The 26,838-nt window shown below is 38.3% G+C and carries 24 protein-coding genes; 10 read left to right on the top strand and 14 right to left on the bottom strand.

Going from position 1 to position 26,838, the window contains the following annotated elements:
- Window positions 1–8 precede the first annotated feature (8 nt).
- Window positions 9–932 (top strand): tRNA (adenosine(37)-N6)-dimethylallyltransferase MiaA, encoded by a 924-nt coding sequence (gene miaA / locus FLEMA_RS0120195; protein ID WP_026997777.1) that lies wholly within the window; start codon window positions 9–11, stop codon window positions 930–932.
- Between the two features lie 93 nt (window positions 933–1,025).
- Here the strand turns inward: miaA and FLEMA_RS69265 are convergent, their stop codons facing one another.
- The 3 genes from FLEMA_RS69265 to FLEMA_RS69255 form a co-directional block, all read right to left on the bottom strand.
- Window positions 1,026–1,652: an NAD(P)H-dependent oxidoreductase gene (locus tag FLEMA_RS69265; protein ID WP_044171783.1), complete on the bottom strand. Its 627-nt coding sequence runs from the start codon at window positions 1,650–1,652 to the stop codon at window positions 1,026–1,028.
- Between the two features lie 249 nt (window positions 1,653–1,901).
- Window positions 1,902–2,363, bottom strand: coding sequence for a nuclear transport factor 2 family protein (locus FLEMA_RS69260; RefSeq protein WP_044171782.1), 462 nt, complete (start codon window positions 2,361–2,363; stop codon window positions 1,902–1,904).
- A 2-nt stretch (window positions 2,364–2,365) separates the two neighbouring features.
- A complete protein-coding gene (locus tag FLEMA_RS69255) occupies window positions 2,366–3,454 on the bottom strand; it encodes a Gfo/Idh/MocA family protein (RefSeq protein ID WP_044171780.1) in 1,089 nt (362 codons plus the stop codon).
- Window positions 3,455–3,566: 112 nt separating this feature from the next.
- Here FLEMA_RS69255 and FLEMA_RS0120115 point away from each other — a divergent pair, with 112 nt between their 5' ends.
- From FLEMA_RS0120115 to FLEMA_RS0120105, 3 genes are all read left to right on the top strand, one after another.
- Window positions 3,567–4,439, top strand: coding sequence for a ChaN family lipoprotein (locus FLEMA_RS0120115; RefSeq protein ID WP_044171778.1), 873 nt, complete (start codon window positions 3,567–3,569; stop codon window positions 4,437–4,439).
- A 4-nt stretch (window positions 4,440–4,443) separates the two neighbouring features.
- Window positions 4,444–5,013: a hypothetical protein gene (locus tag FLEMA_RS0120110; protein ID WP_026997775.1), complete on the top strand. Its 570-nt coding sequence runs from the start codon at window positions 4,444–4,446 to the stop codon at window positions 5,011–5,013.
- A gap of 92 nt (window positions 5,014–5,105) precedes the next feature.
- Entirely contained in the window at window positions 5,106–5,669 is a 564-nt protein-coding gene (locus FLEMA_RS0120105) for a GNAT family N-acetyltransferase (RefSeq protein ID WP_044171776.1), read from the top strand.
- 215 nt (window positions 5,670–5,884) lie between these two features.
- Here FLEMA_RS0120105 and FLEMA_RS69250 read toward each other — a convergent pair whose 3' ends face one another.
- Window positions 5,885–7,060 carry a glutathionylspermidine synthase family protein gene (locus FLEMA_RS69250; protein ID WP_044171774.1) on the bottom strand — a complete coding sequence of 392 codons (1,176 nt, stop codon included), beginning with the start codon at window positions 7,058–7,060 and terminating at the stop codon, window positions 5,885–5,887.
- 256 nt (window positions 7,061–7,316) lie between these two features.
- A complete protein-coding gene (locus FLEMA_RS69245) occupies window positions 7,317–8,000 on the bottom strand; it encodes a Cj0371 family chemotaxis-regulating polar lipoprotein (RefSeq protein ID WP_044171772.1) in 684 nt (227 codons plus the stop codon).
- A gap of 250 nt (window positions 8,001–8,250) precedes the next feature.
- On the opposite strand from FLEMA_RS69245, the gene FLEMA_RS0120025 reads away from it, so the two are divergent.
- Entirely contained in the window at window positions 8,251–9,255 is a 1,005-nt protein-coding gene (locus tag FLEMA_RS0120025; protein WP_026995922.1) for an NADP-dependent oxidoreductase, read from the top strand.
- 91 nt (window positions 9,256–9,346) lie between these two features.
- On the opposite strand, the gene FLEMA_RS69240 is transcribed toward FLEMA_RS0120025, so the two are convergent.
- The 3 genes from FLEMA_RS69240 to FLEMA_RS69230 all read right to left on the bottom strand — a co-directional run bounded on the left by FLEMA_RS69240 (window position 9,347) and on the right by FLEMA_RS69230 (window position 13,444).
- On the bottom strand, window positions 9,347–10,684 hold the full coding sequence (locus FLEMA_RS69240; RefSeq protein WP_044171770.1) for a Gfo/Idh/MocA family protein: 1,338 nt from the start codon (window positions 10,682–10,684) through the stop codon (window positions 9,347–9,349).
- Window positions 10,685–10,890: 206 nt separating this feature from the next.
- Window positions 10,891–12,252 carry a 3-keto-disaccharide hydrolase gene (locus tag FLEMA_RS69235; protein WP_044171768.1) on the bottom strand — a complete coding sequence of 454 codons (1,362 nt, stop codon included), beginning with the start codon at window positions 12,250–12,252 and terminating at the stop codon, window positions 10,891–10,893.
- A 262-nt stretch (window positions 12,253–12,514) separates the two neighbouring features.
- Complete coding sequence (locus FLEMA_RS69230) at window positions 12,515–13,444, bottom strand: carbohydrate kinase family protein (RefSeq protein ID WP_044171766.1); 930 nt, start codon at window positions 13,442–13,444, stop codon at window positions 12,515–12,517.
- 180 nt (window positions 13,445–13,624) lie between these two features.
- Here FLEMA_RS69230 and FLEMA_RS69225 point away from each other — a divergent pair, with 180 nt between their 5' ends.
- A complete protein-coding gene (locus FLEMA_RS69225; RefSeq protein WP_044171764.1) occupies window positions 13,625–14,869 on the top strand; it encodes a dipeptidase in 1,245 nt (414 codons plus the stop codon).
- 501 nt (window positions 14,870–15,370) lie between these two features.
- Here the strand turns inward: FLEMA_RS69225 and FLEMA_RS69220 are convergent.
- Window positions 15,371–17,299, bottom strand: coding sequence for a M56 family metallopeptidase (locus tag FLEMA_RS69220; RefSeq protein ID WP_044171762.1), 1,929 nt, complete (start codon window positions 17,297–17,299; stop codon window positions 15,371–15,373).
- A gap of 3 nt (window positions 17,300–17,302) precedes the next feature.
- The gene (locus FLEMA_RS69215; protein ID WP_044171760.1) at window positions 17,303–17,674 is read right to left on the bottom strand and encodes a BlaI/MecI/CopY family transcriptional regulator; all 372 of its coding nucleotides are present in this window, start codon (window positions 17,672–17,674) and stop codon (window positions 17,303–17,305) included.
- Between the two features lie 494 nt (window positions 17,675–18,168).
- On the opposite strand from FLEMA_RS69215, the gene FLEMA_RS69210 reads away from it, so the two are divergent.
- Together FLEMA_RS69210 and FLEMA_RS0119815 are read left to right on the top strand one after the other, a co-directional pair.
- Window positions 18,169–18,723 (top strand): C40 family peptidase, encoded by a 555-nt coding sequence (locus tag FLEMA_RS69210; protein WP_081681317.1) that lies wholly within the window; start codon window positions 18,169–18,171, stop codon window positions 18,721–18,723.
- Between the two features lie 103 nt (window positions 18,724–18,826).
- On the top strand, window positions 18,827–19,342 hold the full coding sequence (locus FLEMA_RS0119815) for a DinB family protein (RefSeq protein ID WP_026995914.1): 516 nt from the start codon (window positions 18,827–18,829) through the stop codon (window positions 19,340–19,342).
- A 267-nt stretch (window positions 19,343–19,609) separates the two neighbouring features.
- Here FLEMA_RS0119815 and FLEMA_RS69205 read toward each other — a convergent pair whose 3' ends face one another.
- The 3 genes from FLEMA_RS69205 to FLEMA_RS69195 form a co-directional block, all read right to left on the bottom strand.
- A complete protein-coding gene (locus FLEMA_RS69205) occupies window positions 19,610–21,727 on the bottom strand; it encodes a Tex family protein (protein WP_044171758.1) in 2,118 nt (705 codons plus the stop codon).
- Between the two features lie 214 nt (window positions 21,728–21,941).
- Window positions 21,942–22,655, bottom strand: coding sequence for a LytR/AlgR family response regulator transcription factor (locus FLEMA_RS69200; RefSeq protein ID WP_044171756.1), 714 nt, complete (start codon window positions 22,653–22,655; stop codon window positions 21,942–21,944).
- 188 nt (window positions 22,656–22,843) lie between these two features.
- A complete protein-coding gene (locus tag FLEMA_RS69195; RefSeq protein WP_144080104.1) occupies window positions 22,844–24,394 on the bottom strand; it encodes a sensor histidine kinase in 1,551 nt (516 codons plus the stop codon).
- Window positions 24,395–24,600: 206 nt separating this feature from the next.
- Here FLEMA_RS69195 and FLEMA_RS69190 point away from each other — a divergent pair, with 206 nt between their 5' ends.
- Together FLEMA_RS69190 and FLEMA_RS0119675 are read left to right on the top strand one after the other, a co-directional pair.
- The gene (locus FLEMA_RS69190) at window positions 24,601–25,143 is read left to right on the top strand and encodes a hypothetical protein (RefSeq protein WP_144080103.1); all 543 of its coding nucleotides are present in this window, start codon (window positions 24,601–24,603) and stop codon (window positions 25,141–25,143) included.
- Between the two features lie 69 nt (window positions 25,144–25,212).
- A complete protein-coding gene (locus FLEMA_RS0119675) occupies window positions 25,213–25,644 on the top strand; it encodes a hypothetical protein (protein WP_229359432.1) in 432 nt (143 codons plus the stop codon).
- A gap of 545 nt (window positions 25,645–26,189) precedes the next feature.
- Here the strand turns inward: FLEMA_RS0119675 and FLEMA_RS69185 are convergent.
- The gene (locus FLEMA_RS69185) at window positions 26,190–26,678 is read right to left on the bottom strand and encodes a hypothetical protein (RefSeq protein WP_044171754.1); all 489 of its coding nucleotides are present in this window, start codon (window positions 26,676–26,678) and stop codon (window positions 26,190–26,192) included.
- Window positions 26,679–26,838 lie beyond the last annotated feature (160 nt).

Below are 26,838 nucleotides of genomic sequence, written 5' to 3'. Positions count from 1 at the left end.
TTTGCAGTATGTCACAAAACAATAAATATCTTATCATTATTGCAGGGCCAACGGCAGTTGGCAAAACAGATTTATGTGTCAAATTGGCTAAATTATTTGATACCGAAGTAGTATCGGCCGACTCAAGGCAATTCTATAAAGAATTGGCTATTGGTACAGCCAAGCCTACACCCGACGAAATGCAGGGTGTAAAACACCATTTTGTAGATTCTCATAGTATTGCCGATTACTATTCGGTGGGTGATTACGAACGTGATTGTTTGGAAGTATTAGACGAAATTTTTACTAGAAAAGATGTAGCAATCCTTACGGGAGGCTCTGGAATGTTTATCAAAATTGTTACCGATGGGCTCGACGAAATGCCCGATGCTGACCTCGACTTGCGAGACAGACTGATGCAACGTTTGGCTATCGAAGGACTTTCGGTTTTGCAAGAAGAATTACAAAAACTTGACCCTATCTATTTTGAAGAAGTAGATAAAAATAATCCACAGCGTATCGTAAGAGCTTTGGAAGTGTGTTTGGCTACAGGACAACCTTTTTCCGACTTTCGGAAAAACCAGAAAAAAGAACGCCCTTTCAAGGCTATCAGAATAGGCTTGGAGCGACCACGAGAGGAACTTTATGCTCGTATTGATTTACGGATGGATTTGATGCTAACCAATGGCTTAGAAGAAGAAGCCCGCCAAAGTATAGCTTTCAGAGAACATTATGCCCTAAAAACGGTTGGTTACAAAGAAATCTTTGAACATTGGGATGGTAATTACGACCGTGCCGAAATGATTCGGTTACTCAAACGCAATTCCAGACGCTATGCCAAACGCCAATTAACATGGTTTAGAAATCAGGATGAATTTGCGTGGTTCGATGCCAAAAATGAGGCGGGTGTTATCGAATATATTCAACAGTTTATCGCACATCATCATCAATAAAGATAGGAAGACGCTCATTTTTTAAGGACTATAATAAAAAAGACCAAGCCTAAAAAGCTTGGTCTTTCGTTGTAATCAGATATACATAACGCACTATATTTTTACAAATAATTGTTCGGCAGATCTTCTGATTTTTTTGGCTTTTACCAATGGGTCGTTGGTATTGTCACGGTATCCTAATGCAAGGAGAGCAACACTTCGTAAGCCTTTTTCTTTCAAACCTAAAATTTCGTCTACTGCTGCTGGATTGAATCCTTCCATAGGCGAAGCGTCCACTTTTTCAATGGCTGCAGCCGCAATACCAGTGCCAAGAGCAATATATGCTTGACGAGCAGCCCAATTAAAATTATCTTCTGCCGAACGGCTTAAAATACCCCCAAAGTTGGCTTTAAATCCTGCTAATGACTCTATACTAATACCTCTTTCGGTAGCAATTTGGTTCAGATAGGTATCTACATTTTCTTCTGTAACATTTTCCCATGCTGTAAATACAAGTAAATGAGACGACTCCAAAACTTGTGGCTGGTTGTAGGCTACAGGATGAATCTGTTTGCGAACCTCTGGGTCTTCAATCACAAATATGGTGTAAGGTTGTAAGCCCATTGAAGAAGCCGATAAGCGAATGGCCTCTAAAATTGTTGCTAATTTCTCTGGTGGTACTACCTCACCACTCATTCTTTTTGTTGCGTATCGCCAGTTAAGTTGCTCTATAAATGCCATAATATTTTGTGTCTTTGTAATTAATGTATGTATATTAAATGTATATACATTGATATAACCTTGTCAAAGCCTATTAAGTTCATATAAATAAAAAAAAGCCAACAAAATAATAGGGAAGATGTAATGAAGAGGCAAAAAAACTCCCAAACCGTATTTTAGTACAGTTTGGGAATAACAATAAGTAGGGCAACTACATAGAAGTTTCGTATTGAGAGTTGGAAAGTTTTGTAATATCAAGCAAGCTAAGGTTTACTCAGAGGTATAAGCCAAAAGCCTTTCCATTGCTTGTTTTCGAACTTTATTACGCAGAAAACTAGACCAACCTAGTAATTTTCCAGACCAACCCAAAGCTTGGCCAGCCCATTGATGAAAATTAAAATTATCGTGGTGCGAGTGAATTTTACCATCACGGAATGTAAAGCTTGCTTTGATGGTATTATGTACCTGTTGCCCTGTTGAGCTAAATGAATAAGAAGCATTCCATGTTACTTCAACCTTATTTTTGCGAGTGTGTACTTTGCCAAAAGTAATTTCCATATCAGTTCCTCGCTCAATAAGCATTTTCCACATATCCATAATTTGAGAACCCTTTAAGTAAAAAATGGGGTCTCGGAAGGTAGCATCTTCATGATAGCAAGCAGCCATTTCGGCGATATTTTTTTGAGAAAAGGCTGTGTAAAATTTAGTAATTAATTCTTCATTGGGGCTCATAGTCAAGAAATTTTGATTTCTCTACCCGTTTGGGCAGACTGATAAATTGCTTCAATAATTTTCATGTCTTGTAAACCTTCTTCACCAGAAGCTTTACTTGGCTTATTATGGATGATTTCATCACAGATGCCATCAAGCATATAAGTTTGATGATGTACTATTGGAAAATTCATTTCACCTTTAGAAGTACGGCCTTTGAGAGGGCCATAATCATAAGCAGGAGACATTTCCAAAAAACCGTTTTCATAGCTCACAAATAATCGATGTATATTTCCATTATAAGTAGACGTAGATTGAGTAATAATACCACTTGGAAATTTTAATTGCCACATGATAGTTTCCTCGATATCTATATATACGGAAGGTTCGGTCTTTATGGATTGTGCAGTAACAGAAATAGGTTCTTCGCCAGTAGCATATCGACACGCATTGATAGCATAAATACCAACATCCATCAAGGCTCCGCCGCCCGAAAGTTTATGTTGCATTCGCCAAGCGTTAATATTGCGATTTTTCCAGCCAAAGCTAGCTTCAATAAATTTTACTTTGCCAAATTCTTGATTCTTAGATAATCGAATAACCTCGTTGGTAAATGGCTCATAATGAAGCCTGTACCCAATCATTAAGCGTACTCCTGCTTGCTTACAAGCTGCTATCATTTCGTGGGCTTCTTTTACCGACACCGACATAGGTTTTTCACAAATAACGTGTTTGCCTGCTTTTGCCGCTCTAATAACAAATTCGTGGTGCATCGAATTGGGCAATACTACGTACACAATGTCGATATCTTTGTTATTGGCTATGTCATCAAAATTTTGGTAGTTATAAATATTTTTTTCGGAGATATTATATTTATTCTTCCAAATTTCAGCTTTAGAGGGTGTACCAGTAACAATACCTGCCAGATAACAGTTGGTAGTTTGGGCAAATGCCGGAGCGAGTTGGTTGGTTGCGTAGCTTCCTAAACCGACCAAGGCAATGCCTAGAGGCTTAACATTACTTTTCCGTTCTAAGGGGGCTTGTTGCCATTGAGCGAGAAATAACGAGCTAGCCGTAACCGTTTTGAGGAAAGTACGACGTGAATCTTTCATAGCGATAAGCAAGATTAAAAGAATAGTTTATATGAGTTTAGGCGATATTGCATTAGAGGGCAATCTCTTTGTAATTTAGTGAAAAAATAGATATTTTAAATAATTTTTTATTATGTGGAAATTCTCAATTGCCCTAATGGTTGCAGCTTTGTTTGCTTTCAAAGCCGATAAACCTGCCTATTTATTATATGATTCTCATTTTAAGCCTGTTAAATACGAAAGAATGATTAATGAGTTGTCAGAAGCAGATATTGTTTTTTTTGGCGAACAACACAACAACCCTATTTGCCATTGGCTCGAATTACAGGTAACCAAAGACCTCTATACCAACAAAAAAGAAAAATTGATATTAGGGGCTGAAATGTTTGAAACCGATAATCAAACAGTAATTTCGGAGTATTTGGATGGAATAATCACAGCCAAGCAGCTCGAGACGGAAGCTAAAGTATGGCAAAATTATCAAACCGATTATAAGCCTTTAGTTGATTTTGCCCAAAAAAATCATTTGAATTTTATTGCTACCAATATTCCTCGTCGTTATGCCAGTATAGTGTCGAAGGGTGGGTTGGAAGCTCTTGCAAAATTAAGTGAGGAGGCCAAAAAGAATATCGCACCTCTGCCTATAGATGTAGACTTGACGCTACCAGGCTATGCCGAAATGATGAAAATGGGAGGTATGCACAGTGCTGGAAGTACTATTTCGGCCGAAAATATTACAAAGGCTCAAGCTATCAAAGATGCTACAATGGCTAGTTTTATTTTGAAAAATTGGGTGTCTGGAAAAACCTTTTTACACTACAATGGGAGCTATCATTCTAACAACTTTGAAGGAATTGTTTGGTATCTTAAAAAGCAAAACCCAGCTCTGAAAATTGTTACTATCAATTCTGTCGAAGCCGACGATATTACTCAACCCAATACAAAAGATAAAGGAAGTGCCAGTTTTATCGTAGCTATTCCGTCAGACATGACCAAATCGTATTAACCTTATGCAGGATATTGAACCGTATTACCATTGGGAAAGCCTATACGTGGCCTCGAAAGACGAACGGTCGCCTTTTTATGGGCGTTTGTACAATACCTCGATGTACGAAAATGACATCTATGGGTATTATATTCATCCATTCTGGGACGAGTTTGAATCGCCTACGCTGTATTGTAAAATCTTGTTTGCCGATTATACCAAACACTTTGTGATTATCGAAATGTTTGGCGAATGGAACGATACCCTGCACAACGACATTATGTGGTTTAAGCGTAATGTAATCGACCATTTGCTCCGCGAGGGTATCAATCAGTTTATACTTATTGGTGAAAATATCCTGAATTTTCATGGCTCACGAGACGATGACTATTATGCCGAATGGTTTGAGGAAGTGGAAGACGGTTGGATTGCAGCTTGCAACTTTAGGGATTTTGTTCAAAAAGAATGGACAAAGTATAAATTAGACTATTATATCAATTTTGGAGGTACTTTAGATATTGTCAATTGGCGAACACTGCAACCCGCTGTATTGTACGAAGTGGTAAAAGCACTAATGGTAAGAAGACTTAATTAATGCTTATTTGTTATAAAAACATACAAAATAAGTATTTTTAATTATAAGTTATTTTTCTCAGCTTTGTCGCTCTTAAACTAAATGCCCCCAAGATGTCTATTGTATTTACAACGATTCAATCAGCCGAAGATATAAAAGCTGTATTGGCTCTTCAACAACTCAATCTAAATCAGAATATTTCGGCAGATACGGCTCAAAGTCAGGGGTTTGTAACGGTTGTTCATAATTTTGATTTATTGTCACGAATGAATCAAACCGAAGCCCAGATTATTGCCAAAGATGGCGATAAAGTTATAGGATATGCCTTGGTAATGCCTACAAGTTTTAGGAAGGATATTCCCGTTTTGATGGCCATGTTCGATATGCTCGACCAACTGACATACCAAGGTAAGCTTATCAAAGATTACGCCTATTATGCTATGGGGCAAATTTGTGTAGCTGAGGGGTATCGTGGAAAAGGAATATTTGATGGCTTGTATGCTTTGCACAAAAAACAACTATCGTCCCAATACGAATTATGTGTTACCGAAATAGCTAAACGTAATACCCGTTCGTTGGCAGCACATACAAGGGTGGGTTTTGAGGTTGTACACGAATACTTTGATACTACCCATCCCGAATTATGGGAAGTGGTAGTTTGGGATTTGAGAAAGTAAGGAACTAAGTGTTGTAGAAAAACAAAACAGCTTATGTGATAGCATATTTTGATTTAGCTGGAAAATTAATACTCCAGCTAAATCAAAAAGTTTAGGCTTTCTGTTTTAATACTTACTAAACCAATCATCTTGGTCTCAAAAATCAGCACTGTAGTTGAGCTTCTATTCAGTCTTCAAAACATAAATCGGTATTTGTGCTTTGAAGTTTACAAAATCTACCCTTCTATCAGGTGTCCACAAAATTGAGCTGTATTATTAATGATTTTGCCGCCTCGTCTAAACCCTAAACCACAGGCCTCTGCCGAGAAAAATACACCCGCCTGATAATAGTTTCCATGAGTATCTTGCAGAAAATCAACATATTGCTGATATACTTTGGCTTGTTCGGTATATTCGCCGTCGGTATGGGCAATATCGTCTTGGGTATTGCTAAAAATTCTAACATTAGCTCCTTCTCGACCAAACAAAACTTTTTCTACCGAAATCTGATTTTCTAAAGGCTTATTGTCGGTGTACAAAAGCAAAGGGTGATTCGGGTACAAATCCCATAAAACTTTCAAAATACCTTTCGATTGAAATAATAAAGTATAAGCAGGATTCAGCACAATGGTTTTTCCTGAAGTGACTAACTGGGTTAAAATTTGCACCAGTTCAGGTTCATCCCAGCCAATATATTCCCAAGGAACAAGTTTAAACCAAAAGTCGTATTTAGTAAAGCTACCGTTGTCCGAACTTTGTTTGTAAATACCTTCTACTGGCGAAAATTCAACATTTTCGATATGCTCAAAAGCCACTTCAAAGCCAGCTTCACGGGCAGCTTCGCCCAAAACCTGCATATTGGTATCGTCTTCTGGAAAACCCTCCATAGTAGAAATCAATAACGTTGGCTCGTGGTTGGGGTTCTGGGTTTTGAGTTCCTTAAACTGTGCTGTTAGTGCTTCGTAAAGTGTATTAAATTGCTGTGTTTCGTCAAGACGATTGGCTTTTAAGGATGCCCACTGCACAATAGCCGTTTCGGGAATACAAGTAGCCGTGTCGGCATTAAACTCAATCAGTTTGATAGGTTGGCCATTTAGGCCTCCAGCCAAATCAAAACGGCCGTAAATATGCCATTGGCGGTCATTGTCCCATGAATATTTGATAAGTTCAATCAGATTTTCGGGAATACCCAAAGCCTCAAATTTGTTGGTGTCAATTACATGCTGAGCAGCCTCGATATACATTTCATAAAGCTGATTGGTGGCATCATAAAATTTTTCAGCTTCATGCTCCGACACTACTACAACTTCGTTGGTAATATAAGATTGTGTGTCTTCGCCGAGCATCCAATACCAATCGGCATTGCGTAAGGATGATTCAGGCGAGGATGATAAGGTTTTTAAGGGTATCATAAATTTTAGAAAATTGGGTTGTATAAATTAAGATAAACTAACAATAAATGTAATATATTCTTGGCTCAAGAATGTCTTGTTGTTGGTTAGACTCATCAATACCGTCATAAGAAACGCTGAGCTACACCATGTTTTTCTGTAAAATATTTTACATAGAAGTGCTGAACAGCAAAGGCTGATGTTGAGACTAAACACATTTATTATGAAATGCAAAAAATCGCACTCATTTAGCAGTTTTACTCACCGTATTGGCTAGTTATCCATGAAAACTACCATGCGAGCCACCACGGAAAAAGCCCGAACGGCCACCGATAGGTCTATACATAGTGGTACGAGAATGATTGATAGATTCATGAACCGTGTTGGAATGCTGAAAAGCTTGACGGCTAGCATAAAAACGAGAAAAAGTACCTCCATAATAATGACTTCTATGGCGACGAGCAGTATCTCGTTTTGAAGTATTGCTATTGGCCATAAAACCATTCTGGTTTAAGTCGGGGCGATAGTTGCTATAACTAGGGCTCATGGTTCTTGCCAATAAATAGCCCATTCCGCCATACAACAAAGCATTAGACAAGTTATTACTCTGCCCGATAGTACTAGGGTGAGTAGCTATTTCGTTGTCAATCAATGCTTTTACAGCTCTTGGTGATAGTGTATCTTGCTTGCCGTCCAAGTACGAAACAATCGCTACAGAGCTATCGGCCAAAGTTTCTTCTTCTTTGGTTATTTTAAAAACGCCTTTCGAGGTTTCTGTAATATAAGTCTTAACACCTTTTTTATAAACATCAACCTCTTCATAATCGCCTTCATCTTCCGAACTGTCGCTACTACAACTTTGAAGAGCCAGTGTTTGTCCCAATAATGCCAAAGCAATTGTGCTACCAATTGTAATATCTTTTACTTTTTTGAGAAATGTTTTTTTGCGAAGAGGGGTCATTGTTTTGTCTTGGTTTAAATGAATAACTCAAAGGTATTCACTTCTGGGCTGACTACGAAACAATCTTTTAGGAAAGGGTTTATTTTAAAAAGAATGGTAAATGTAGCCAGAGGTTATTGAGAAGCTATGAGCTTGATAGGCTTTTGGGGTAATAAAACAAACATCATTTCCTTGAAAAGCTCTGCTTGCATAATAAATAATAGTAAATTAGAGGATAATATATTGTTGACACAACTATAACATCTCAACCATGACCAATACTCAAGTAAAACTAGCAGCCCGTCCTGTGGGCAATCCTCAGTCAACCGATTTTTTGCTTGAAAGCTCGCCCGTACCGACTCCACAAGAAGGAGAAGTCCTTGTCAAAACCCTTTTTGTTTCGATGGACCCCGCTATGCGTGGCTGGATGAACGAAGGTAAATCGTATATTCGCCCGATACAAATAGGCGAGGTATTTCGGGCAGGAACGGCAGGAAAAATCGTTGTTTCAAAAAATCCTAATTTTGAGGTAGGCGATTATGTTACAGGCAATTGGGGTGTGCAGGAATACGCTGTTTCTTTGGGTAAAGATTTGGTAAAGGTAGATATATCAATAGCACCTTTAACCACCTATTTGGCAACATTGGGTATGCCAGGGCTAACGGCTTATTTTGGATTGTTAGACACCGCTTTGCCCAAAGCTGGCGAAACCCTTGTCGTTTCGGGGGCATCTGGGGCTGTAGGTAGTGTAGTAGGACAGATTGCCAAAATAAAGGGTTGTAAAGTTGTGGGTATTGCAGGCGAGCAAGATAAGTGCGATTATTGTATAACCGAACTCGGTTTTGATGCCTGTATCAATTACAAAACTCAAGATGTTAGGAAAGCCCTCAAAGAAGCCTGTCCCGAAGGTATTGATATTTATTTTGATAATGTTGGGGGCGAAATTTTGGATATTGTTCTGGGACAAATTCGCTTCAAGGCTCGTATTGTGATTTGTGGAGCAATTTCACAATACAATAATACAACGCCTATCAAGGGGCCATCCAATTATTTATCATTACTGGTGAATCGTGCCAAAATGGAGGGTATTGTGGTATTTGATAATGCTCATCGTTATGGCGAGGCCGCCAAAGAAATGGCAATGTGGATACAGCAAGGAAAACTCAAGTCGAAAGTCCATATCGAAAAAGGCCTTGACAACTTTCTGCCAACTATGATGATGTTATTTTCGGGGAAAAATTTTGGGAAGCTCCTCTTACAAGTAGGCGAAGAGTAGTAGACCAATAAGGTATGAATCAAGAATTATAGTGTTTGATTTGGGAAAGAACTCCGCAAGGATTTTAAAAACTTGCGGAGTTCTGCTATTTTTAGTACTTGAAGATTTTGCCTCCAGCCATTACATTCTGTGTTTTTTCGTCGAAAGTAACACGTTCGCCAGTACGGTATGCCGCATTGGCCATGATACAAGCAATAGAATGCTGGTATCCTGCCTCAATTGGAGCATTAGGTTGTTTGCGAGAACGTACGCTTTCCATCCAATTTTTGATGTGAGCCGAAGTCAAAACATCGTACCCAGTGTTGGCATTAGTTTCGATTTTGGTTACTTCGCTCAACGATAGTTCTGGCAAAAGGTTAGCTTGTAAACCCATTTCGCCAGCTTCTCTTGCGGTCAACCCTCCACGTGGAGAGATTTTGTTATTATCTAGGTTCAATTCGCCCCCATTTGAATAATAGATTTCTTTGGTACCTCCAGCCGAGTTGGAGAAACGGCTTGTAAATTGTACTTGAAAACCTTTGCTTGGGTCGTTTAGTGGGCCATAGTCAAATACCACTGTCATGGTATCGGCATTTTTACGGCCATCTTGCCATTGATAAATGCCACCATTGGCTACGGCACTTCGTGGGTGAGCCAAGCCACTAAACCAGTGTACTGTATCAATTTGGTGACTCATCCATTGGCCAGGAATACCCGACGAATAAGGCCAGAAAAGGCGGTATTCTAAATATTTACGTGGGTCGAATGTATCGGCAGGGCGATTCAACAAGAAGCGTTTCCAATCAATATCTGATTCTTTCAAGATAGATGTTAGTTGAGGTCTTCTCCAGCGGCCTGGTTGGTTAACATTCCACATCAATTCTACCATTTTGATGTCGCCAAATTTGCCTGATTTGATAAAGTCTTCGGCAGCAAAATAGTTAGTCCCACTGCGGCGTTGTGAACCAATCTGAACGATTTTACCCGAAGCCTTTACCGCTTTCAATACTGCTCTGGCATCGTCCATAGTTTCGGCCAAAGGTTTTTCGGTATAAGTATCGCACCCAGCTTGAACGGCTTCGATGGTGTGAATGGCGTGTTGAAAATCGGCTGTTGAAATAAATACGGCATCTACACTTTTAGAAGCATATAATTCATCGTTGTTTCTGTAAGTAGCAATACTATTGCCTAATTCTTTTTCCAAAAATGCTTTTCCTTCATCACGTCGACGATTCCAAAGGTCAGAAACAGCTACCATTTCAAAGTTCATTTCTTTCATGAAAGCTTTGAATGGTGGTACGTGTGAAGCACGAAAACGGTCGGAATAACCAACGCACCCTACACGAACACGGTCGTTAGCACCAATGATTTTTGAGTATGATTTTGGACTGAACGCTAAAGCACCTAACGATGCTATGGCTGATTTTTTGACAAAGTCTCTTCTTTCCATGGTAAATAGTTATGTTATGCTTTGGGGTAAGTATGCTAAAGTAATTTAGTGGTTGATAATCAAATAAATTGTAAGAATAGACGACTTTGAAATTGATAAAATAGCTTTCAAAAGCCTTATTCTCGAATATATCTTTGTGTTGGTTAGCTGACGACTCTATGTATCAGCTAACCATAAAATGTAATGATGAAATAATCCTATATCAATTATAGTTCACGAATTTTGATGTTTTTAAAAGAAACGTTATTGCCGTGGTCTTGTAAAAGAATATGACCTTTTTGCCCCATACCAAAGCCTTCAAATTTTTGGTATTTACTGCGAGCTACCAATGCCTTATAGATATTGCTTCCTCGTTCATATTCTACTACCTTGAAGCCATTGAGCCAGTGTTGTACAAGATTGTTAGGATATACAATGACACGGCCTTGATTCCACTCGCCAATTTTCTTCTGAAAACGTTTGTCTTGTTTGTACGATGGAATTAAGTCGTACAAGCTACCAAGTGTACGGTTGCCAACAGCTCCCATTTTGGCATCAGGGTGTTTTTCGTCGTCGAGTACCTGAAACTCTAGTCCGATACCCGATTTTCCGCCAGCATCGAAGGTTTCATTGACAAAATATTTTACGCCAGAATTAGCTCCTTCTGTAAGTTTAAATTCAAAGGTAAGCTCAAATGGGCCAAACTGTTGTTCTGTAACAATATCATTCCCCGTTTCAGAGCCATCCGATGGACTAACATTAATTTCGCCATTTTCCACTTTCCAGTGGTGTTGAGGCATTTTATCTTGGTTGGCACCACGCCAGCCTGCAAAATCATTGCCATTAAACAAGAGTTTAAAGCCTTGTGCTTTTTCTTGTTCAGAAAGGGTATTTAATGTTAGGTTGACAACAGGCGTTTGGTCGGTAGGGCGGGGTTTAATATCAGCTCCTGTTTGGATACGGATATTTCTCCAACGAATTTGTTGACCGGGCTGTTGGTCTTTGCCAATTGAGTGTACCTGCAAAGCAATAAATCCTTTGTCGGTTACATTATCAATCAGACAAGCCACAGGTACATCGTTGACCCATGTACGAATAACATTGCCAATGGCCTCTACACGATATTTGTTCCACTGACCATTGCGTTTAAAAGCTTTTTGTCCAGTAGGGTTAATATTAGGAATATACAACCAGTCACGGCGAGCTTCGTCGTAAATACCACCCGACCAAGCACGGTCAGAAGGATCAACTTCCATTTGGTAGCCATGTACACGACCATTTTGGTAATCAGGCTTTGACAAACTTCTAAACTGAATACCAGAGTTCATCCCTTCGGCTACGTTGAGTTCTACTTCAAACACAAAATCGCCGTAGTCTTTTTCACTACAAAGAAAAGAATTGGGTGTATTAGATACCGTTGTACCTACTATTTCACCATTTTTTACTTCATATTTGGCTTGTCCACCAAGTTGTTTCCACCCATTAAGGGTTTTACCGTCGAAAAGGGATGTCCACTTTTCTTTTTGGGCCAATGTGCTGAACGATAAAGTGCACAAAATAAGTAAGCCACTAAAAAACGTTTGCTTCATAATTGAAATTAAGTGTTTCATTTTAGGCAAAAGTCAGAGAAAAAGATTTTATACTCGTTTTGGGAGAAGAGAAGAATAAGTAAGGAGGAGGATTATTGCTCAGAATATCAACAAAATAGATAATGCCCTGTAGAATTAGGGCATTATTGATTGTACAAAATGAAGTAATTATACAAAAATATATTGAGTGCTAAATCAAATAATTGTATAAATATCAATTATTTGATTTTAAGCTTTTATACTGGTAATGGCGCAATTTTGCTCAGGGGGTATATAAAATATTTTTATCGACCTGAGCGGGAAGTGGCCCCTTGGTTACAAGCTTTTTGGCAGCAAGGTTTGCCCCAGCCGAAGCACATATTGCAGGTGTTGCTCCTTCAGAAAAGGCCGTAAGAAAGCCAGCCCAATAGGCATCGCCTGCTCCAGTGGCATCTATTACATCAATAGGTTTGACACCTACCGTAATTTTTTCTGTACCTTTATTATAAGAAATCACCGAGCCATCGCCTCCTTTGGTTAGGCAAATGAGGTCGGCACCCATAGCATGAAAGTCTGATAAAATTTGTTCTTCCTCTACTTTATGGCCATAAAGTCTTTCGGCATCGTCTTCGCTTAGTTTTACCAAGCCATCTTGCCCACAATATTCCGAGATAACCTGCCAAGCTTGTTGGCGGTCAGGCCATATTTGGGGGGCATAGTTGCAGTCAATACTAACCCTACACCCTAGCAAATTGGCTCTTTTGGCAGCATCTACAATAGTACTTTGGGCAGGTTCTTGGCTTAGGGCAAAGCAAGTTGTATGAAAAATAGCAGATTCCGACAAAAGTTCATTGGATATATGATGAGGCAAAAGCATTCTGTCGGCTGTACGATATGCAATAAAATCGGGTGTGCCTTTGGTACGTGATACTATCACAATACTACTAGGCTGTAAAGGGTCAGTAACAATATAGTTAATATCGATACCCGTTTGGGCTACCTCTGCCTTCAGGAAAGCCCCAAGGTTGTCGTTGCCTACACACGAAATAAGGGCTACATGCTGGCCAAGGCGAGCCATATTGGCCGCCATGTTGGCAGGGCTACCCCCTTGAAAACGTTCAAACGTAGTAGTTGCTAAAATGCTATCGGCCAACTCTGTACCTATTAAGTCGACTAATAACTCGCCAACCGATAAAAGGGCATATTTTTTCATATTATAAAAATGGTTTTGTTTTTGTTATGCAAATTAATGATTTATTCCAAAGATTTTAATAGATTTAATAGAACTGTTTTTTAATCTAATAATGGTAATGTGCTTTGCAAAACCATTATGCTTTTGCAGGTAAATCAACTGCTGAACACACGGTCTATTTTTATTAACTCAACAAACATTATGTACAAAAAACTACCTTTATTAAGCCTTTTTTTATGCACATTGGTATTTGCTTCGTGGGCTAGTACCAAGCCCAATCCTACTAAGAAGCAAATCGCTGACGAAGCGGCCTTGCGGAAAAAAGCCGATGAGTTGGCTCATAAGTTTATTATTGTCGATGGTCACGTAGACTTACCGTATCGCTTGCATGGCAAAATGGAGGATGTGTCAATACAGACAGCCAGTGGGGATTTTGACTATATTCGAGCCAAAAAAGGAGGCTTGACTGCTCCGTTTATGTCTATTTATGTGCCTGCTGATTTGCAAAAAAAGAAAGGTTTTTCAAAAGCCCTCGCCGATTCATTGATTGATATGGTCGAAAATTTGGTAAAAACCTATCCCGATAAATTTGCTTTGGCTAAGTCGCCCCAAGATATAGCTAATAATTTCAAAAAAGGCCTTATTTCGTTGCCAATGGGTATGGAAAACGGTTCACCAGTAGAAAGTAATCTCGAAAACCTGAAGTATTTCTATGACCGAGGCATTCGTTATATAACCCTTTGCCATGGCGAAGACAATTTTATATGCGATACCTCGTACGATACCACCAATACATGGCGTGGCCTTAGCCCTATTGGCCGACAAGTTGTGCGTGAAATGAATCGTTTGGGTATTATGCTCGACTGTTCGCATATTTCCGACAATACTTTCGAGCAGGTAGTGGCTTTGTCCAAAGCTCCAGTAATAGCGTCACATTCATCTTGCCGAACATTTACACCAGGATTTGTGCGGAATGCTCCCGACGATTTGATTATAAAAATGGCCAAAAAAGGTGGCGTAATCATGATTAATTATAGTTCAATGTTCTTAGATTCTGTATCGAATAAGGCTTATGAAGTAAAAAGAAATGCCATAAAGGCTTTTCAGAAAGAACATAACCTACCTGCCGATGCACCAGCCGTAAAAGCTTTTGAAAATGAATATTCCCAAAAATACCCAACGCCATTAACTACTGTAGAAAGAGTAGCCGACCATATCGACTATGTTGTAAAAATAGCAGGTATCGACCACGTAGGTTTGGGTTCTGATTTCGATGGTGTTGGCCCAACTCTTCCCGATGGGCTGAAAGACTGCTCGCAACTTCCCAATCTGTTGTATGTTTTACTAAAACGAGGTTATTCGGAAAAGGACATCGAGAAGGTTTGTAATAAAAATATATTCAGAGTGTGGACACAAGTAGATAAAGTAGCAAAAGGCTTTAAATAATGACTCTTCAGAAGCGAATGGTGATTTGTTTATTTAGTGAGTTGTGAATGAGTGATTTAGTGATTTGTTTATTTAGTGAGTTGTGAATGAGTGATTTAGTGATTTGTTCATTTAGTGAGTTGTGAATGAGTGATTTAGTGAATTGTGAGTTAGATTTTTTTTTCAATAAAGAAGTTATTTGGGAACTCAAAATAATGAGAGTGCATTTGCCTTAACTCACAACTCACAACTCACAACTCACAACTCACAACTCACAACTCACAACTCACAACTCACAACTCACAACTCACAACTCACAACTCACAACTCACAACTCACAACTCACAACTCACAACTCACAACTCACAACTCACAACTCACAACTCACAACTCACAACTCACAACTCACAACTCACAACTCACAACTCACAACTCACAACTCACAACTCACAACTCACAACTCACAACTCACAACTCACAACTCACAACTCACAACTCACAACTCACAACTCACAACTCACCCTATTCATCTATATCTTTAGGGGTTTTGGGAGTCTTAGGTGCTTTTGGTGCCTTAGGAGCTTTTGGTGCTTTGGGAATCGACCCTATTGGTGACAGTGGTGCTAATGGTGCATCTACGGCCGATGGGGGTATCGGAGGTGTTGGTGGTGTTGGGTAATGCTTACCATGACCTCGACGAATATATGTGTTGTATCTCGACATATATTTACCGTCGGGGTCTAGGGTTTCGATAGCTCTGGCATGTACGCCTATTTCTTCGCCAAGCTTTTCAAGAGGTTTGCTGTATTTTTCCATGGCTTTTCCGAGGCTATCCATAGGGGTACTATGTTTTTCCATCTCTTTGCCAATTGCCTCCATATTTTTAGAGGCTGCGTCCATTTTTTGTTCTATCGCTTTCATTTGCTTTTCTAAAGCCTTCATCTCTTGCTCAGCATTTTTCATGTTTTTGGAATCTTCGTCGTAATCAGACATTTTGAGCGAAAGAATAGCTTGTTTTTGGGCAAGTTTGCCTATTTCAGTAGCATATTTTTGCAGAACTTTTGAGTTTTCGTGCATTGGTACATTATTGAGTTGTATCTGGCTGCTATATTCACCCATTATTGACGACAACTCGCTAATTTTATTCAAATAAGGTTCCATTTCAGCCTGTAAGCGTTCAATCTCTTTTCTATGGAATTCTATTTTGGTGCTATCTGGTTCATTTTTAGGCACTTCTGTTTGTACAGAAACCGTTTCAGGATTTGTATCATCTGTTTCTATTTCTATTTCTATTTCCCGAGTAGTGCTTCGTTCCTCATTTTCAATTGTAACTGAAGACGCATTTTTGAGTTGTAAATGCTGAATAGTAGATTCTACAATTTTGGTAGTTTGGGCTTTTACATAGGTAAAATTAATGCAACAGATGCCTAAAACTAAGAACAATATTGAGCCAAAAATTCCGACAGGGTTATTACTTTCGGCTTTTTTTACCCCTAAAATACGCTGTATTCTAGTAAGTAATTGAGGTTTGTTTCCTGCTAATGACATAGCTAATGTTGATTTGGATTGTTGTCTAAAGGTTTCTACAAAAGTTAAAGCTTTGGCAAGATGTATTTTGTTTTGACATACCGCCAAAGCGAAATCATCACAACAGTTTTCACGGTCTTCACGAATAGCCTCGCTTATAACCCATACCAATGGATGATAAAAAAAGATAATTTCAATAATCGACTGGATAATATTGACTAGGTAATCGTGGCGTTTGATATGGGCTAGTTCATGAGCCAATATTGCCATAATTTCGCCCTGACTTAGGCCCGTAGCCAAGCCTACAGGCAATAGAACAATGGGTTGTAGGTATCCAATTGTAAGCGGGATTTGTACTAAAGCCGACTCTCGAACTAGCACTTGATGATTGATTCCTACTCTTTCCAAAAGATTTTCAAATAGCCTTTGGGTATTATCGTCTACGAGCTTGGTGTGTTGCCAGCGGAGTTTTTGTACGTAGAAATAGCCCCCCATAAGTTTTAGGGTCATCACAAACATACCTATTAGCCATAGGTACACAAACCAATTAATATGCTGTGAAAACCAAAATACTACTTGTTCTGATAAGCTTTCTTGCTGAAATGTCAAGATATTAGTTGTTTGATTTTCTGATGTTTGGGTTGCTATTACCGTATTTTTCAGCGAAGAAACCGTTGTCTGGATTGTTGGGCTTTGTTGTTGCTCTTTTGAATAGACTTCATAAAACGTAATGCTTGTAACAATCGCCTGAGCCAATAATACTCCTATACCTACCAAATAACGTCTACTAGCCTGATGCTGACAAAACCATAAGGCAATTTTATACACAAAAAACAAGGCACTCAATTGCCAGAGTGAATGTACAAGCGTCCAGCCAAAAGTATGGACTAATGCTGGCGAAATGGTTGGTTCAAAGAATTCCATAGTTTAGGAGTTTTGCTCGATTTGTGCGATAAGTTTTTTTATTTCATCTAGTTCCTCAGAAGTAGCCTGATGATTACCAAGGGTTTGCATAACCAGCTTCATGGCCGAACCTTTAAATGTAGAACCTACAAATAAGTCTAGCAATTGCTGTTGCGTTTCTTCTTCGCCTACATTGGCTTGGTATACATGATAACGTCCTTCTTCTGTGCGAGTTACCAACTTTTTCTCAAACATTATTTGCATCAATTTTAGGGTAGTGGTATAACCAATTTCCCGATGCTTTGATAGCTCATCGTTTACTTGTCGTACTGTGGCTTGGCCAAGTGCCCATAAGACTTGTAAAATTTCTAATTCTGATTCGGTTGGCTTTGTCATAATGTGTTATACTTTTAATCTACGAAATATTTCGTAACAAATATACTACGAAAAAAATCGTAGTTCCAAATTTATCTACGAATTTTTTCGTAGATAATCATAAATACTTATTGTCGAAGATAAAACAGCCGTAAAAAGGGGAGGGTGTGACAGTAGTATTGTGTTGTAAGTCAGTTGATTACAAGTGTTTCTTGTAAAGATAGAAAAGCTGACAATTGCATTGAAGCGTATTATTATAAAAATACCAATATGATATGTTTTAAGTTTCGAGCAGTTTTTTCTGAAGGAATAAATAGATACTTCAAATCATAATACCAAGCATCCATTATGTAGCTATTGCCTATATCCAAAAGCCGAAGGTATGCTATAAAACTGCAAGATGTTTTTAAAAAATATAATTTATCTTTAATTTCAACATGAAAACATCAACTCAACCGTTTAGCTTTGAGTAATCCAATACAATCTGAAAGCTTATAATACACTTTACTTTGTTTATGAAATCACACTGTTATCGTCAACTATCTAAAGCATTTCTTTTAATAATACTAGCTTTTTTGCTGGATTCTTGTGCTCTTTTTCGTAAAAAGAAAGAAGAAACCTACCATAATTATCCTCCCAACAACAAATCTAACCCTCCTGCTAGCAAAAACTACAACTCTCGTACTGTCAATGAGTTAATAGGAACGGCTCGTCAATATATTGGTGTTCCATACCGTAGTGGTGGTATCGACGGAAACGGCATGGATTGTTCGGGGTTGTTATTTACTACTTTCAAACAAGTAGGGTTTAGTTTACCTCGTATTTCGTGGCAGCAGTCGGAAGTAGGAAAAGATATTGATATAGATGAACTTCGCCCTGGTGATTTGGTATTTTTTGTAACCAACAAAGGCAATGTCAGTAATATCAATCATTCGGGTATGATAACAGAAATCAGAAATCCAAAAGAGGTTTATTTTATTCATGCTTCTTCTAGTAAAGGTATTCGAGAGGACAATCTATTTACGACCTACTGGATGAGCTGTTTTGCCAAAGCCAAAAGGCCTTTTTAATAGTTTTGTTGATAAAAATAGCCACAACTATAGATAAATTTTTACGTATAAATTTTCAAAATAGTATATAATTGTAAGCTTTATTACTTAAAATCAGCAAACGATGTCAAAAGTTAATCCCTTAGAAGTATGGATGCGTGGGCCAATTGAAGGTATTCCAGCATTACTTCAGCCTGTAGCACATGCTATTTTGCAAGCTCAAGAAGAACTACACGCACTTCTCGAAGATTTTCCAGATACTTTGCTATGGAAAAAGCCCGCCAATGTGGCTTCGGTTGGCTTTCATTTACAACATTTATCGGGTGTTCTCGACCGCCTTGTGGTATATGCCCAAGACAAGGCTTTGTCTGAAGAACAATTTGACGCTCTCAAGCTCGAAACTGTATCCAACCAATCAAATATAACAACGCAGTCCTTGATAAACCGATTTGATATTCAGGTAGAGCAAACGCTACATTTTTTGTCAACCCTATCAGACAAAGATTTACTTGCTTCACGAGGTATTGGTCGAAAAAAACTTCCTACTAATGTATTAGGCTTACTTTTTCATGCCGCCGAGCATACGCAAAGGCATTTTGGGCAGTTGTATGTAACGGTGAAGGTTTTAGAAAATCAATGAGTGCATGGTGAATTAGGGATTTAGTGATGAGTCATCCCAAATTTTAGGTAATATTAAAAACTCCCTCTTAGGGTTTGTTGAGATTCATAAGGTAGTCAAGTGAGTATTGAAGAGGCTTATTAATTGCTCAAATGATAGGAATTTAGGGGTTATTCATGCAAAAGGCGTTCAAAAAACTAATTTCGAACGCCTTTTGCATGTTAAATGTCAGATTGACATATCTTTAGCTGCAAAACATTACATCGTCTATCTTCAAAAAACAGGTGATTACACTCCTTTCATACTCAGGGCAATTCTTTTGCGGGTAATATCTACTTCTACCACTCGTACTTTTACTTGTTGCTGAAGTTTCACTACTTGATTAGGGTCAGAAACATACTGATTGGCCAATTGCGAAATATGTACCAAACCGTCTTGTTTTACTCCAACATCGACAAAACAGCCAAATGCCGTAATATTGGTAACTAAGCCTGGTAATACCATTCCTTCGTATAAGTCTTCAATTTTTTTAACATTCGGGTCAAACTCAAAAGCCGTTAATTGTTCACGTGGGTCTCTGGCTGGTTTTTCTAGTTCTTTCAAAATATCTTGCAAGGTCAACAGGCCAGTTTTCTCATTGACATAAGCGTTGAGGTTGAGCTGTTTGCGTAACTCAGCTTTACTCATGAGGTCTTTTACCGTACATTTGAGGTCTTTGGCCATTTTTTCCACTACTGGATAACTTTCGGGGTGTACTGCCGAGTTATCTAAAGGATTTTCGGCTTGTGCAATACGCAAAAAACCTGCACATTGTTCAAAAGCTTTTTCGCCCAAGCGAGGTACTTTTTTGATTTGCTGACGGGTTTTGAAATCGCCATTTTCTTGACGGAACTTAACAATATTGGCAGCCAAGCTTGGCCCCAAGCCTGCTACATAGCTCAACAAATGTTTAGAAGCCGTATTCAGGTTTACTCCAACGGTATTTACACAACTTTCTACCACTGTATCAAGTGAGTTTTTCAACAAACTTTGGTCAACATCGTGCTGATACTGCCCAACACCAATAGATTTTGGGTCGATTTTTACTAACTCGGCGAGTGGGTCGAGTAGCCTACGGCCAATCGAAACCGCTCCACGAACAGTAACGTCTTTATCTGGAAATTCTTCACGAGCTACATCCGAAGCCGAATAAATCGACGCTCCTTGTTCGGACACCATAAAAATGGTTGGGGCTTGTTTGAAGCTGAGTTTTTTCACAAACTCTTCTGTTTCACGACCAGCAGTACCATTTCCTATGGCAATAGCTTCTATTTTGTACTTTTCTACTAAAGTCAATATTTTGTCTTGTGCCTCTAGTGGCTTGTCGAACGGATAAATCACGGTATCGGCTACCAAGTTGCCTTGGGCATCCAAACATACCACTTTACACCCTGTTCTATAGCCAGGGTCGATAGCCAAAGTACGCTTTTGTCCTAGTGGCGATGCCAGTAATAGCTGACGAAGATTTTGGGTAAAAATACGAATGGCCTCTAAATCAGCCTTTTCCTTCGAGAAATTAGCATATTCTGTTTCGATAGAAGGCTTCATTAATCTTTTGTACGAATCCGTAATGGCATCTTCTACCTGCTTTTTAGCTTCAGACATACCACGCAAGAATACTCTATCCAAAGCCCCCAAAGCATTATCTTCATCGGGCGAAATATTGACAGATAGAATCCCTTCGTCTTCACCACGACGAATAGCCAGTAAGCGATGTGATGGTACTTTTTTAAGAGGTTCGCTAAAATCGTAGTAATCCTTGTATTTGATACCGTCTTCTTCTTTACCCTTTTTTACTTTAGAAGAAATATACGCTTCTCGTTCAAATATCTTTCTAACAGCATTACGAGCGTCAACGTTTTCATTAATCCATTCGGCCATAATGTCGCGTGCTCCTTGCAATGCTTCGTCGATATTAGCCACTTTTTCGTTGAGAAACATTTCAGCTTTTTTCGTGATATTTTGCTCTTTCTGTTCAAAAATCAACTTAGCCAAAGGTTCTAAGCCTTTTTCGATAGCAATAGAAGCACGTGTTTTTCGCTTTTGTTTATAAGGCAAATACAAATCCTCTAGTTCTTGTAAATGATAGGCATTATTAAGCTTATTCAACAACTCGGGGGTCATTTTTCCTTGTTCTTCAATCGACTTAATTATGGCTTCACGGCGTTTGTCGGCCTCTTTCAACTTATTCCAAAGGTCTTTTATGTCGAGTATCTGAACTTCGTCCAAACTGCCTGTAGCCTCTTTTCTGTATCGAGCAATAAACGGTACAGTACCTCCTTCTTCTAGTAATTTAATGGTGTTTTGTACTTGGTTGGCTCTTACACCTACTGTATTGGTAATAATTCCAATTTGCGTTGTATTCATGGTAATATTTAAGGTTTGACAACTACAAAGCTAAATATTCTTTTGGAAATATGGGGCAGAATATCGGGAATATATACCGTAGCGGTGAGCTACAGTAGGGGACTTTTATAGGAATAGAACATCGTGCCGAGCCAAGGCTTGAGTGTATAGGATAAAGTATTTATGCTACGATATATTAGGGATGATATTGTGAGGTGATATAACATTTGTGAAATTATCCTTTTAGTTTTTCCCGAATTTTCTGAATATTTTCTTCAAATGATACTCCAAAAGGGATTTCGTACCCTTGAATACTAAGCGACTGCCTAGCAATTTTAGTAACCTGATGTATCGCAATAATAAATGAGCGGTGTATTCTAATGAACTGATTGTCGGGTAGTATTTGCAAAATATCAATCATCGATTGTCGGGTCAAAATCTTGCAGTCTTGTAATACAAAGGTTAGGTAGTTGCCCTCGGCCTCGATGTACAGAATGTCGTTAAAAAACACTTTTTCTTCTTCATAACCTGTTTTTAGAAAGACAAAATCACGTTTATCGCCGCCATTGGCTTGCTTTTGGGTGAGGGCTTTGTTGCAAGCTTTCAAAAAACGAGGTAATGGAAATGGCTTTAATAAATAGTCCAAAGCATCTAGTTCAAACCCTTGTACGGCATATTCGGTATAGGCAGTTGTAAAAATAATCATGGGTACTTTTTGCAAACAATGCACAAGCTCGATACCTGTAATGTCGGGCATTTTGATGTCTAAAAAAATAAGGTCTACAGGATTGTTTTGCAAATACAAAATAGCCTGAAAAGCATCTGTAAAACAGGCTTTTAAGTCAATGAAAGGGACTTTGGCAGCGTGCAGTTTTATAACATCGAGGGCTTTTGGCTCGTCGTCGATGGCTATAGCGGTTAGGAGCTTTTCTTCAGTTAAATGAGACATTTTTACTAGTAGTTAAAAAGAGATAATAGGTTTTTAATAAAGTTGCTTAAACTTTTGTAGCAGGCAAAATTATTGGCCTGCTACATACTATTGAGAAAGTTAGCGAATGTTTCGATACGATGCTGAGTTTGCCCTAAAACAAGGTACTCATACAGCTTACTGTACACTATTGGTTCACATAATTATTCTTAATAAAACCTAATTATTAAGGATACAAAAAAATCCTGTTCCGATTGCTGAATACTCAACTCGTGGCGATTGGGGTATATCAAGGCTAATCTTTTTTGCACATTTTCGAGCCCTACACCCGATTTTTTTTCTGTGTCATGCTCTGATTTTGGGTGAGCCGAATTATGAACTTTAAAATAAAGCGTTGTAGCATCGAATGTCAGTGTAATATAAATCCACGAGGGATTACGGAAGCTAATACCATGTTTGAAAGCATTTTCGACAAAGGGATTGAGCAGCATTGGAGCAAGATAAATAGCTTGGTTAAGTTGCTGAAGATTTATCCGAATATCAATATTATGAGCTTCGTCTATTCGCATCCGTTGAATTTCAATAAAATTCTCAAGATATTCAATTTCTTTGGTTAGAGGAATACGCTCTTGGTGATTCTCGTGGAGCATAAATCGCATCATATCGCCTAATTTCTGAATACCATTCGATGTCATTTCGGCATTTTCTTTGAGGGCAACAGCGTACAGCGTATTGAGGGCATTAAACAAAAAATGGGGGTTTATCTGCGAACGCAAAGAAGAAAGCTCGGCCGATTGTTGAAACACTTGGGTTTGTAAAGTGATATTTTCAGTAAAAAAATACCATCGACCAACAGCCAAAAAAATTCCAACAATATTGGGTACTATATATACCCATTTGAAATACAGCCTATTGTAAGGAAAGAATCGATCCCAAATAGAAAAACAAAATATACTAAATAAAATATACGCACAAAATCCGAGGAAGGCCTGAACGGTACTTTCTCGTTTGTTGTAGTCGAGGGCTGCATAATAGGGAATAACTTTTTTATAAAAAACATAATGAACCCCTATTGTTATTGCCAACATTGTTAAGCCCAGAGGTATCCCCATTGTTCCAACGACAGCATTGGCAATAGTTCCAAAAAACATCCAGAATATAATGATGAGTATCGAAACCCCCAAAATACTGCCCGATAATAATTGATATTTCTCTTCTTTTTTCTCGAACGACAGCTTTGTTGTGTAATAGTAGGTTTGAGCTACTGCTTCATAAAATAGTATGATTGCTACACCAGCAATAGTATTGGTTAATAAATACAATTTTCTAAAAATAGAATAAACCTTAAAACCAATAATTTGACCGTTGAAATTGTACCTAAACGTACAGTATAGCTTGAAATAATGATACACAAATAAGCTGCTCATTACCAGTAATGTACAAGCTACAATAGTAACAATGGTAGGAGAATTGTACTTTTTGTTTTGGATTCGAGGGAAAACCCAAAAATGAAATATGTACCAAGCCAAGGTAAATAGCACCGCCGCCGCTATCGTCGGGAAAATGGTATTGAAATTGTGGTCGTAGTCTGCCAAGTCCTTCCAAATAACGTGGTTGGGGATATTAAGCTTTTCGGCCGTACTGATGTCAAAATCAAACTCGTTGGCCAAAAGAATAAGTCGGCGAATAACATATACAACAATTGCCAACAGGATAAAGAATAGTTCGTAACGTCTAAATTTTTCGATTGAATCCATCATTTTTTGCTGTTTTTGCTTCAAAACTATTCTGCTCGTTACTGCAAAAAACAAAAATGTTTTGAATCCCTCAAAAATTGGGATGAATTTACGGATTTACGTGCTACCGAATAACAAGGGGGTATGAAAATTAATAATTGTCATTGTTATCGACTAGGTTTTTTTTTACATTTGGCCACCTAATCGTTATAATTTTATTATTAAATCTTTTGAAAAGATTACTTTCTATATTTCTTCTGGGCTTATTACTTTATAATATGATGGGCTTTTCGGTCGTCTATTGGGTAGAAGAGTATGCTTCTTTTTTTAAAAATAGCATAACAAAATCGACTGAGAATGGAGAATATGTAATTTTTAAAATGCCTTTTGCTTTGCCTTATCAAAGCGATTGGCCGCAAAGCCGTACCGTAGAAGGCAAAATTCAGCATGGCGACGAGCATTATCAGATGTTAGAGCAGGTTATTGAGCATGATACACTGTATATGATTTGTAAAACCGATGAAAATACCCGCTTTCGCTTTATGGAATTGGCCGAACACGTTAACCAACATATAAAAGAAACGTCTCCAGAACTTCCACAAAAAACACATTTCTTGCTCAAAAGTTTTCTAAAAGAATATACTGCTCTAAAAAGACCTCATATTGTATTTATCCTTGAATGGCTCATAGCTCAGCCGCAATCCTATTACCGATTAACCTTGTTGGATTGCCTTATGGATATTGCCTTGCCTCCGCCAAAAATTACTTGTTGATAATCAATAGTTGAAGGTATTTTTTAACCGCTTTATGAAAAGTCATAAAGCCTAAACTGTATTATGCTCATGAATATAACAAGTACAGCACAACAGCATTCGTCTGTTTTGTGGATAAATCGTATTGCCCTTTTTATTGTATTTTTTTGGTTTGGATTGCTCAAAATCATAGGCTTGTCGCCAGCAGAGGGAATTGTTACCCAGTTACATCATCAAACACTAGAACACATCATTTCTGTACAGTATTTTATGCCTCTTTTGGGTGTAATAGAGTGTGTTATTGGGCTAATATGGCTTGTGCCACGATATACCCCAATAGCATTTTGCCTATTTTGTTGCCAAATGACCACTACCTTTTTGCCTTTACTTTTGATGCCCAACGAAACTTGGCAATCAACCTTTGCCTTGAGCTTGTCGGGACAATACATTATCAAAAATGTAGTGCTAATAGCCTCGGCATATACTATTTATAGAGCTTGCCATTGGGAAAACAAAATATAAATCTTAAATAAGTGTATATCGCCTTAGTACTCCTATTTAGGGCTGTACGAAGGGTTTTATTTTGTTTAGAAGTGTTCTTATCATGAGTATTTTTGTTGTAGGGGCAACCCTTGCGGTTGCCTGAGTTGGGCAACCGCAAGGGTTGCCCCTACAGCAATTTTATTTTAAGAATAAAATCTATACCTTTTTACATCAACCGCAAGGGTTGTCGTTACTGCAATTTTATTGTAAGGACAAAATATACACCTTCTTACAGCAACTGCAAGGATTTCCGTTACTACAATTTTATTTTAAGGCAACCGCAAGGGTTGCCCCTACAGCAATTTTATTTTAAGGACAAAACCTATACCTTTTTACATCAACCGCAAGGGTTGTCGTTACTGCAATTTTATTTTAAGGACAAAATATACACCTTCTTACAGCAACTGCAAGGATTTCCGTTACTACAATTTTATTTTAAGGCAACCGCAAGGGTTGCCGCTACTGCAATTTTATTTTAAGAATAAAACCTACACCTTCTTACAGCATTGACTCCTACGTGTGGATTATTTTGCTAATTTTTTCAGTTTAAAATATTGCCCTACGGCACCCAAAACAAATAAGACAAACAGCACTTTTACCACATTTTGTACAATAGGCGAATCGGGGCCATTGGCCAAGGGTGCATCTATAGGCACACGAGAAAGGGTTTCGTTGGCTGTTGGAATTAGCGAAAGAAATACAGTAGCCGATATACTCAGAACTTGAATAACAAGTTTGTAAAAATGCCCAGTAAGGTTTTTTCCTAAAGAATACGCTACAGCTATTAATACCAAAATCAGAATAGCAATGGCATGTCCTGGATTGAAACCGCCGGCTTTGGAAAGCCCAAAAGAAGTAAGGCTAGCCAAAACCGTAAGAACAGAATAGGATTTGCCCAAAGAGCTGAATGGATTAATAAGCCCGTCTTTGGCAATGGCTATAAAGGCAAATACTAAAGCAACAATAGCAATAACGGTATGTATTGCTCCTAAAATAGATAGAGAAAACGGCATAATTGTAAGGTTTGATAGTGAGGGGTTATGGTATTGAATAACAGTAAGTTAATAAATAAAAAATGGAATTGCTAATTTGTTTAATAGCTTTTGTTAAATAGAAAGAGGGTGATTAAAAACTCATTGTTTGAGCCTTAATCACCCTCTTATTTATAGGCTT

It is taken from the genome of Flectobacillus major DSM 103, from assembly GCF_000427405.1.
Taxonomy (GTDB): Bacteria; Bacteroidota; Bacteroidia; order Cytophagales; family Spirosomataceae; genus Flectobacillus; species Flectobacillus major.
Note: the sequence above shows the minus strand (reverse complement) of the source record. Positions and strands in the feature narration are given on the sequence as shown.

Bases quoted from the DNA above. Each gene is read 5' to 3' on its own strand.
- miaA (WP_026997777.1), top strand. From the start codon at position 9: ATGTCACAAAACAATAAATATCTTATCATTATTGCAGGGCCAACGGCA.
- FLEMA_RS69240 (WP_044171770.1), bottom strand. From the start codon at position 10,684: ATGGAAAGAAGAGACTTTGTCAAAAAATCAGCCATAGCATCGTTAGGT.
- FLEMA_RS69185 (WP_044171754.1), bottom strand. From the start codon at position 26,678: ATGCCGTTTTCTCTATCTATTTTAGGAGCAATACATACCGTTATTGCT.
- FLEMA_RS0120115 (WP_044171778.1), top strand. From the start codon at position 3,567: ATGTGGAAATTCTCAATTGCCCTAATGGTTGCAGCTTTGTTTGCTTTC.
- FLEMA_RS69265 (WP_044171783.1), bottom strand. From the start codon at position 1,652: ATGGCATTTATAGAGCAACTTAACTGGCGATACGCAACAAAAAGAATG.
- FLEMA_RS69245 (WP_044171772.1), bottom strand. From the start codon at position 8,000: ATGACCCCTCTTCGCAAAAAAACATTTCTCAAAAAAGTAAAAGATATT.
- FLEMA_RS69235 (WP_044171768.1), bottom strand. From the start codon at position 12,252: ATGAAGCAAACGTTTTTTAGTGGCTTACTTATTTTGTGCACTTTATCG.
- FLEMA_RS0119675 (WP_229359432.1), top strand. From the start codon at position 25,213: ATGAATATAACAAGTACAGCACAACAGCATTCGTCTGTTTTGTGGATA.
- FLEMA_RS69260 (WP_044171782.1), bottom strand. From the start codon at position 2,363: ATGAGCCCCAATGAAGAATTAATTACTAAATTTTACACAGCCTTTTCT.
- FLEMA_RS69210 (WP_081681317.1), top strand. From the start codon at position 18,169: ATGAAATCACACTGTTATCGTCAACTATCTAAAGCATTTCTTTTAATA.
- FLEMA_RS69225 (WP_044171764.1), top strand. From the start codon at position 13,625: ATGTACAAAAAACTACCTTTATTAAGCCTTTTTTTATGCACATTGGTA.
- FLEMA_RS69250 (WP_044171774.1), bottom strand. From the start codon at position 7,060: ATGATACCCTTAAAAACCTTATCATCCTCGCCTGAATCATCCTTACGC.
- FLEMA_RS0120110 (WP_026997775.1), top strand. From the start codon at position 4,444: ATGCAGGATATTGAACCGTATTACCATTGGGAAAGCCTATACGTGGCC.
- FLEMA_RS69255 (WP_044171780.1), bottom strand. From the start codon at position 3,454: ATGAAAGATTCACGTCGTACTTTCCTCAAAACGGTTACGGCTAGCTCG.
- FLEMA_RS0120105 (WP_044171776.1), top strand. From the start codon at position 5,106: ATGTCTATTGTATTTACAACGATTCAATCAGCCGAAGATATAAAAGCT.
- FLEMA_RS0119815 (WP_026995914.1), top strand. From the start codon at position 18,827: ATGTCAAAAGTTAATCCCTTAGAAGTATGGATGCGTGGGCCAATTGAA.
- FLEMA_RS69215 (WP_044171760.1), bottom strand. From the start codon at position 17,674: ATGACAAAGCCAACCGAATCAGAATTAGAAATTTTACAAGTCTTATGG.
- FLEMA_RS69220 (WP_044171762.1), bottom strand. From the start codon at position 17,299: ATGGAATTCTTTGAACCAACCATTTCGCCAGCATTAGTCCATACTTTT.
- FLEMA_RS69200 (WP_044171756.1), bottom strand. From the start codon at position 22,655: ATGTCTCATTTAACTGAAGAAAAGCTCCTAACCGCTATAGCCATCGAC.
- FLEMA_RS69230 (WP_044171766.1), bottom strand. From the start codon at position 13,444: ATGAAAAAATATGCCCTTTTATCGGTTGGCGAGTTATTAGTCGACTTA.
- FLEMA_RS69205 (WP_044171758.1), bottom strand. From the start codon at position 21,727: ATGAATACAACGCAAATTGGAATTATTACCAATACAGTAGGTGTAAGA.
- FLEMA_RS69195 (WP_144080104.1), bottom strand. From the start codon at position 24,394: ATGATGGATTCAATCGAAAAATTTAGACGTTACGAACTATTCTTTATC.
- FLEMA_RS0120025 (WP_026995922.1), top strand. From the start codon at position 8,251: ATGACCAATACTCAAGTAAAACTAGCAGCCCGTCCTGTGGGCAATCCT.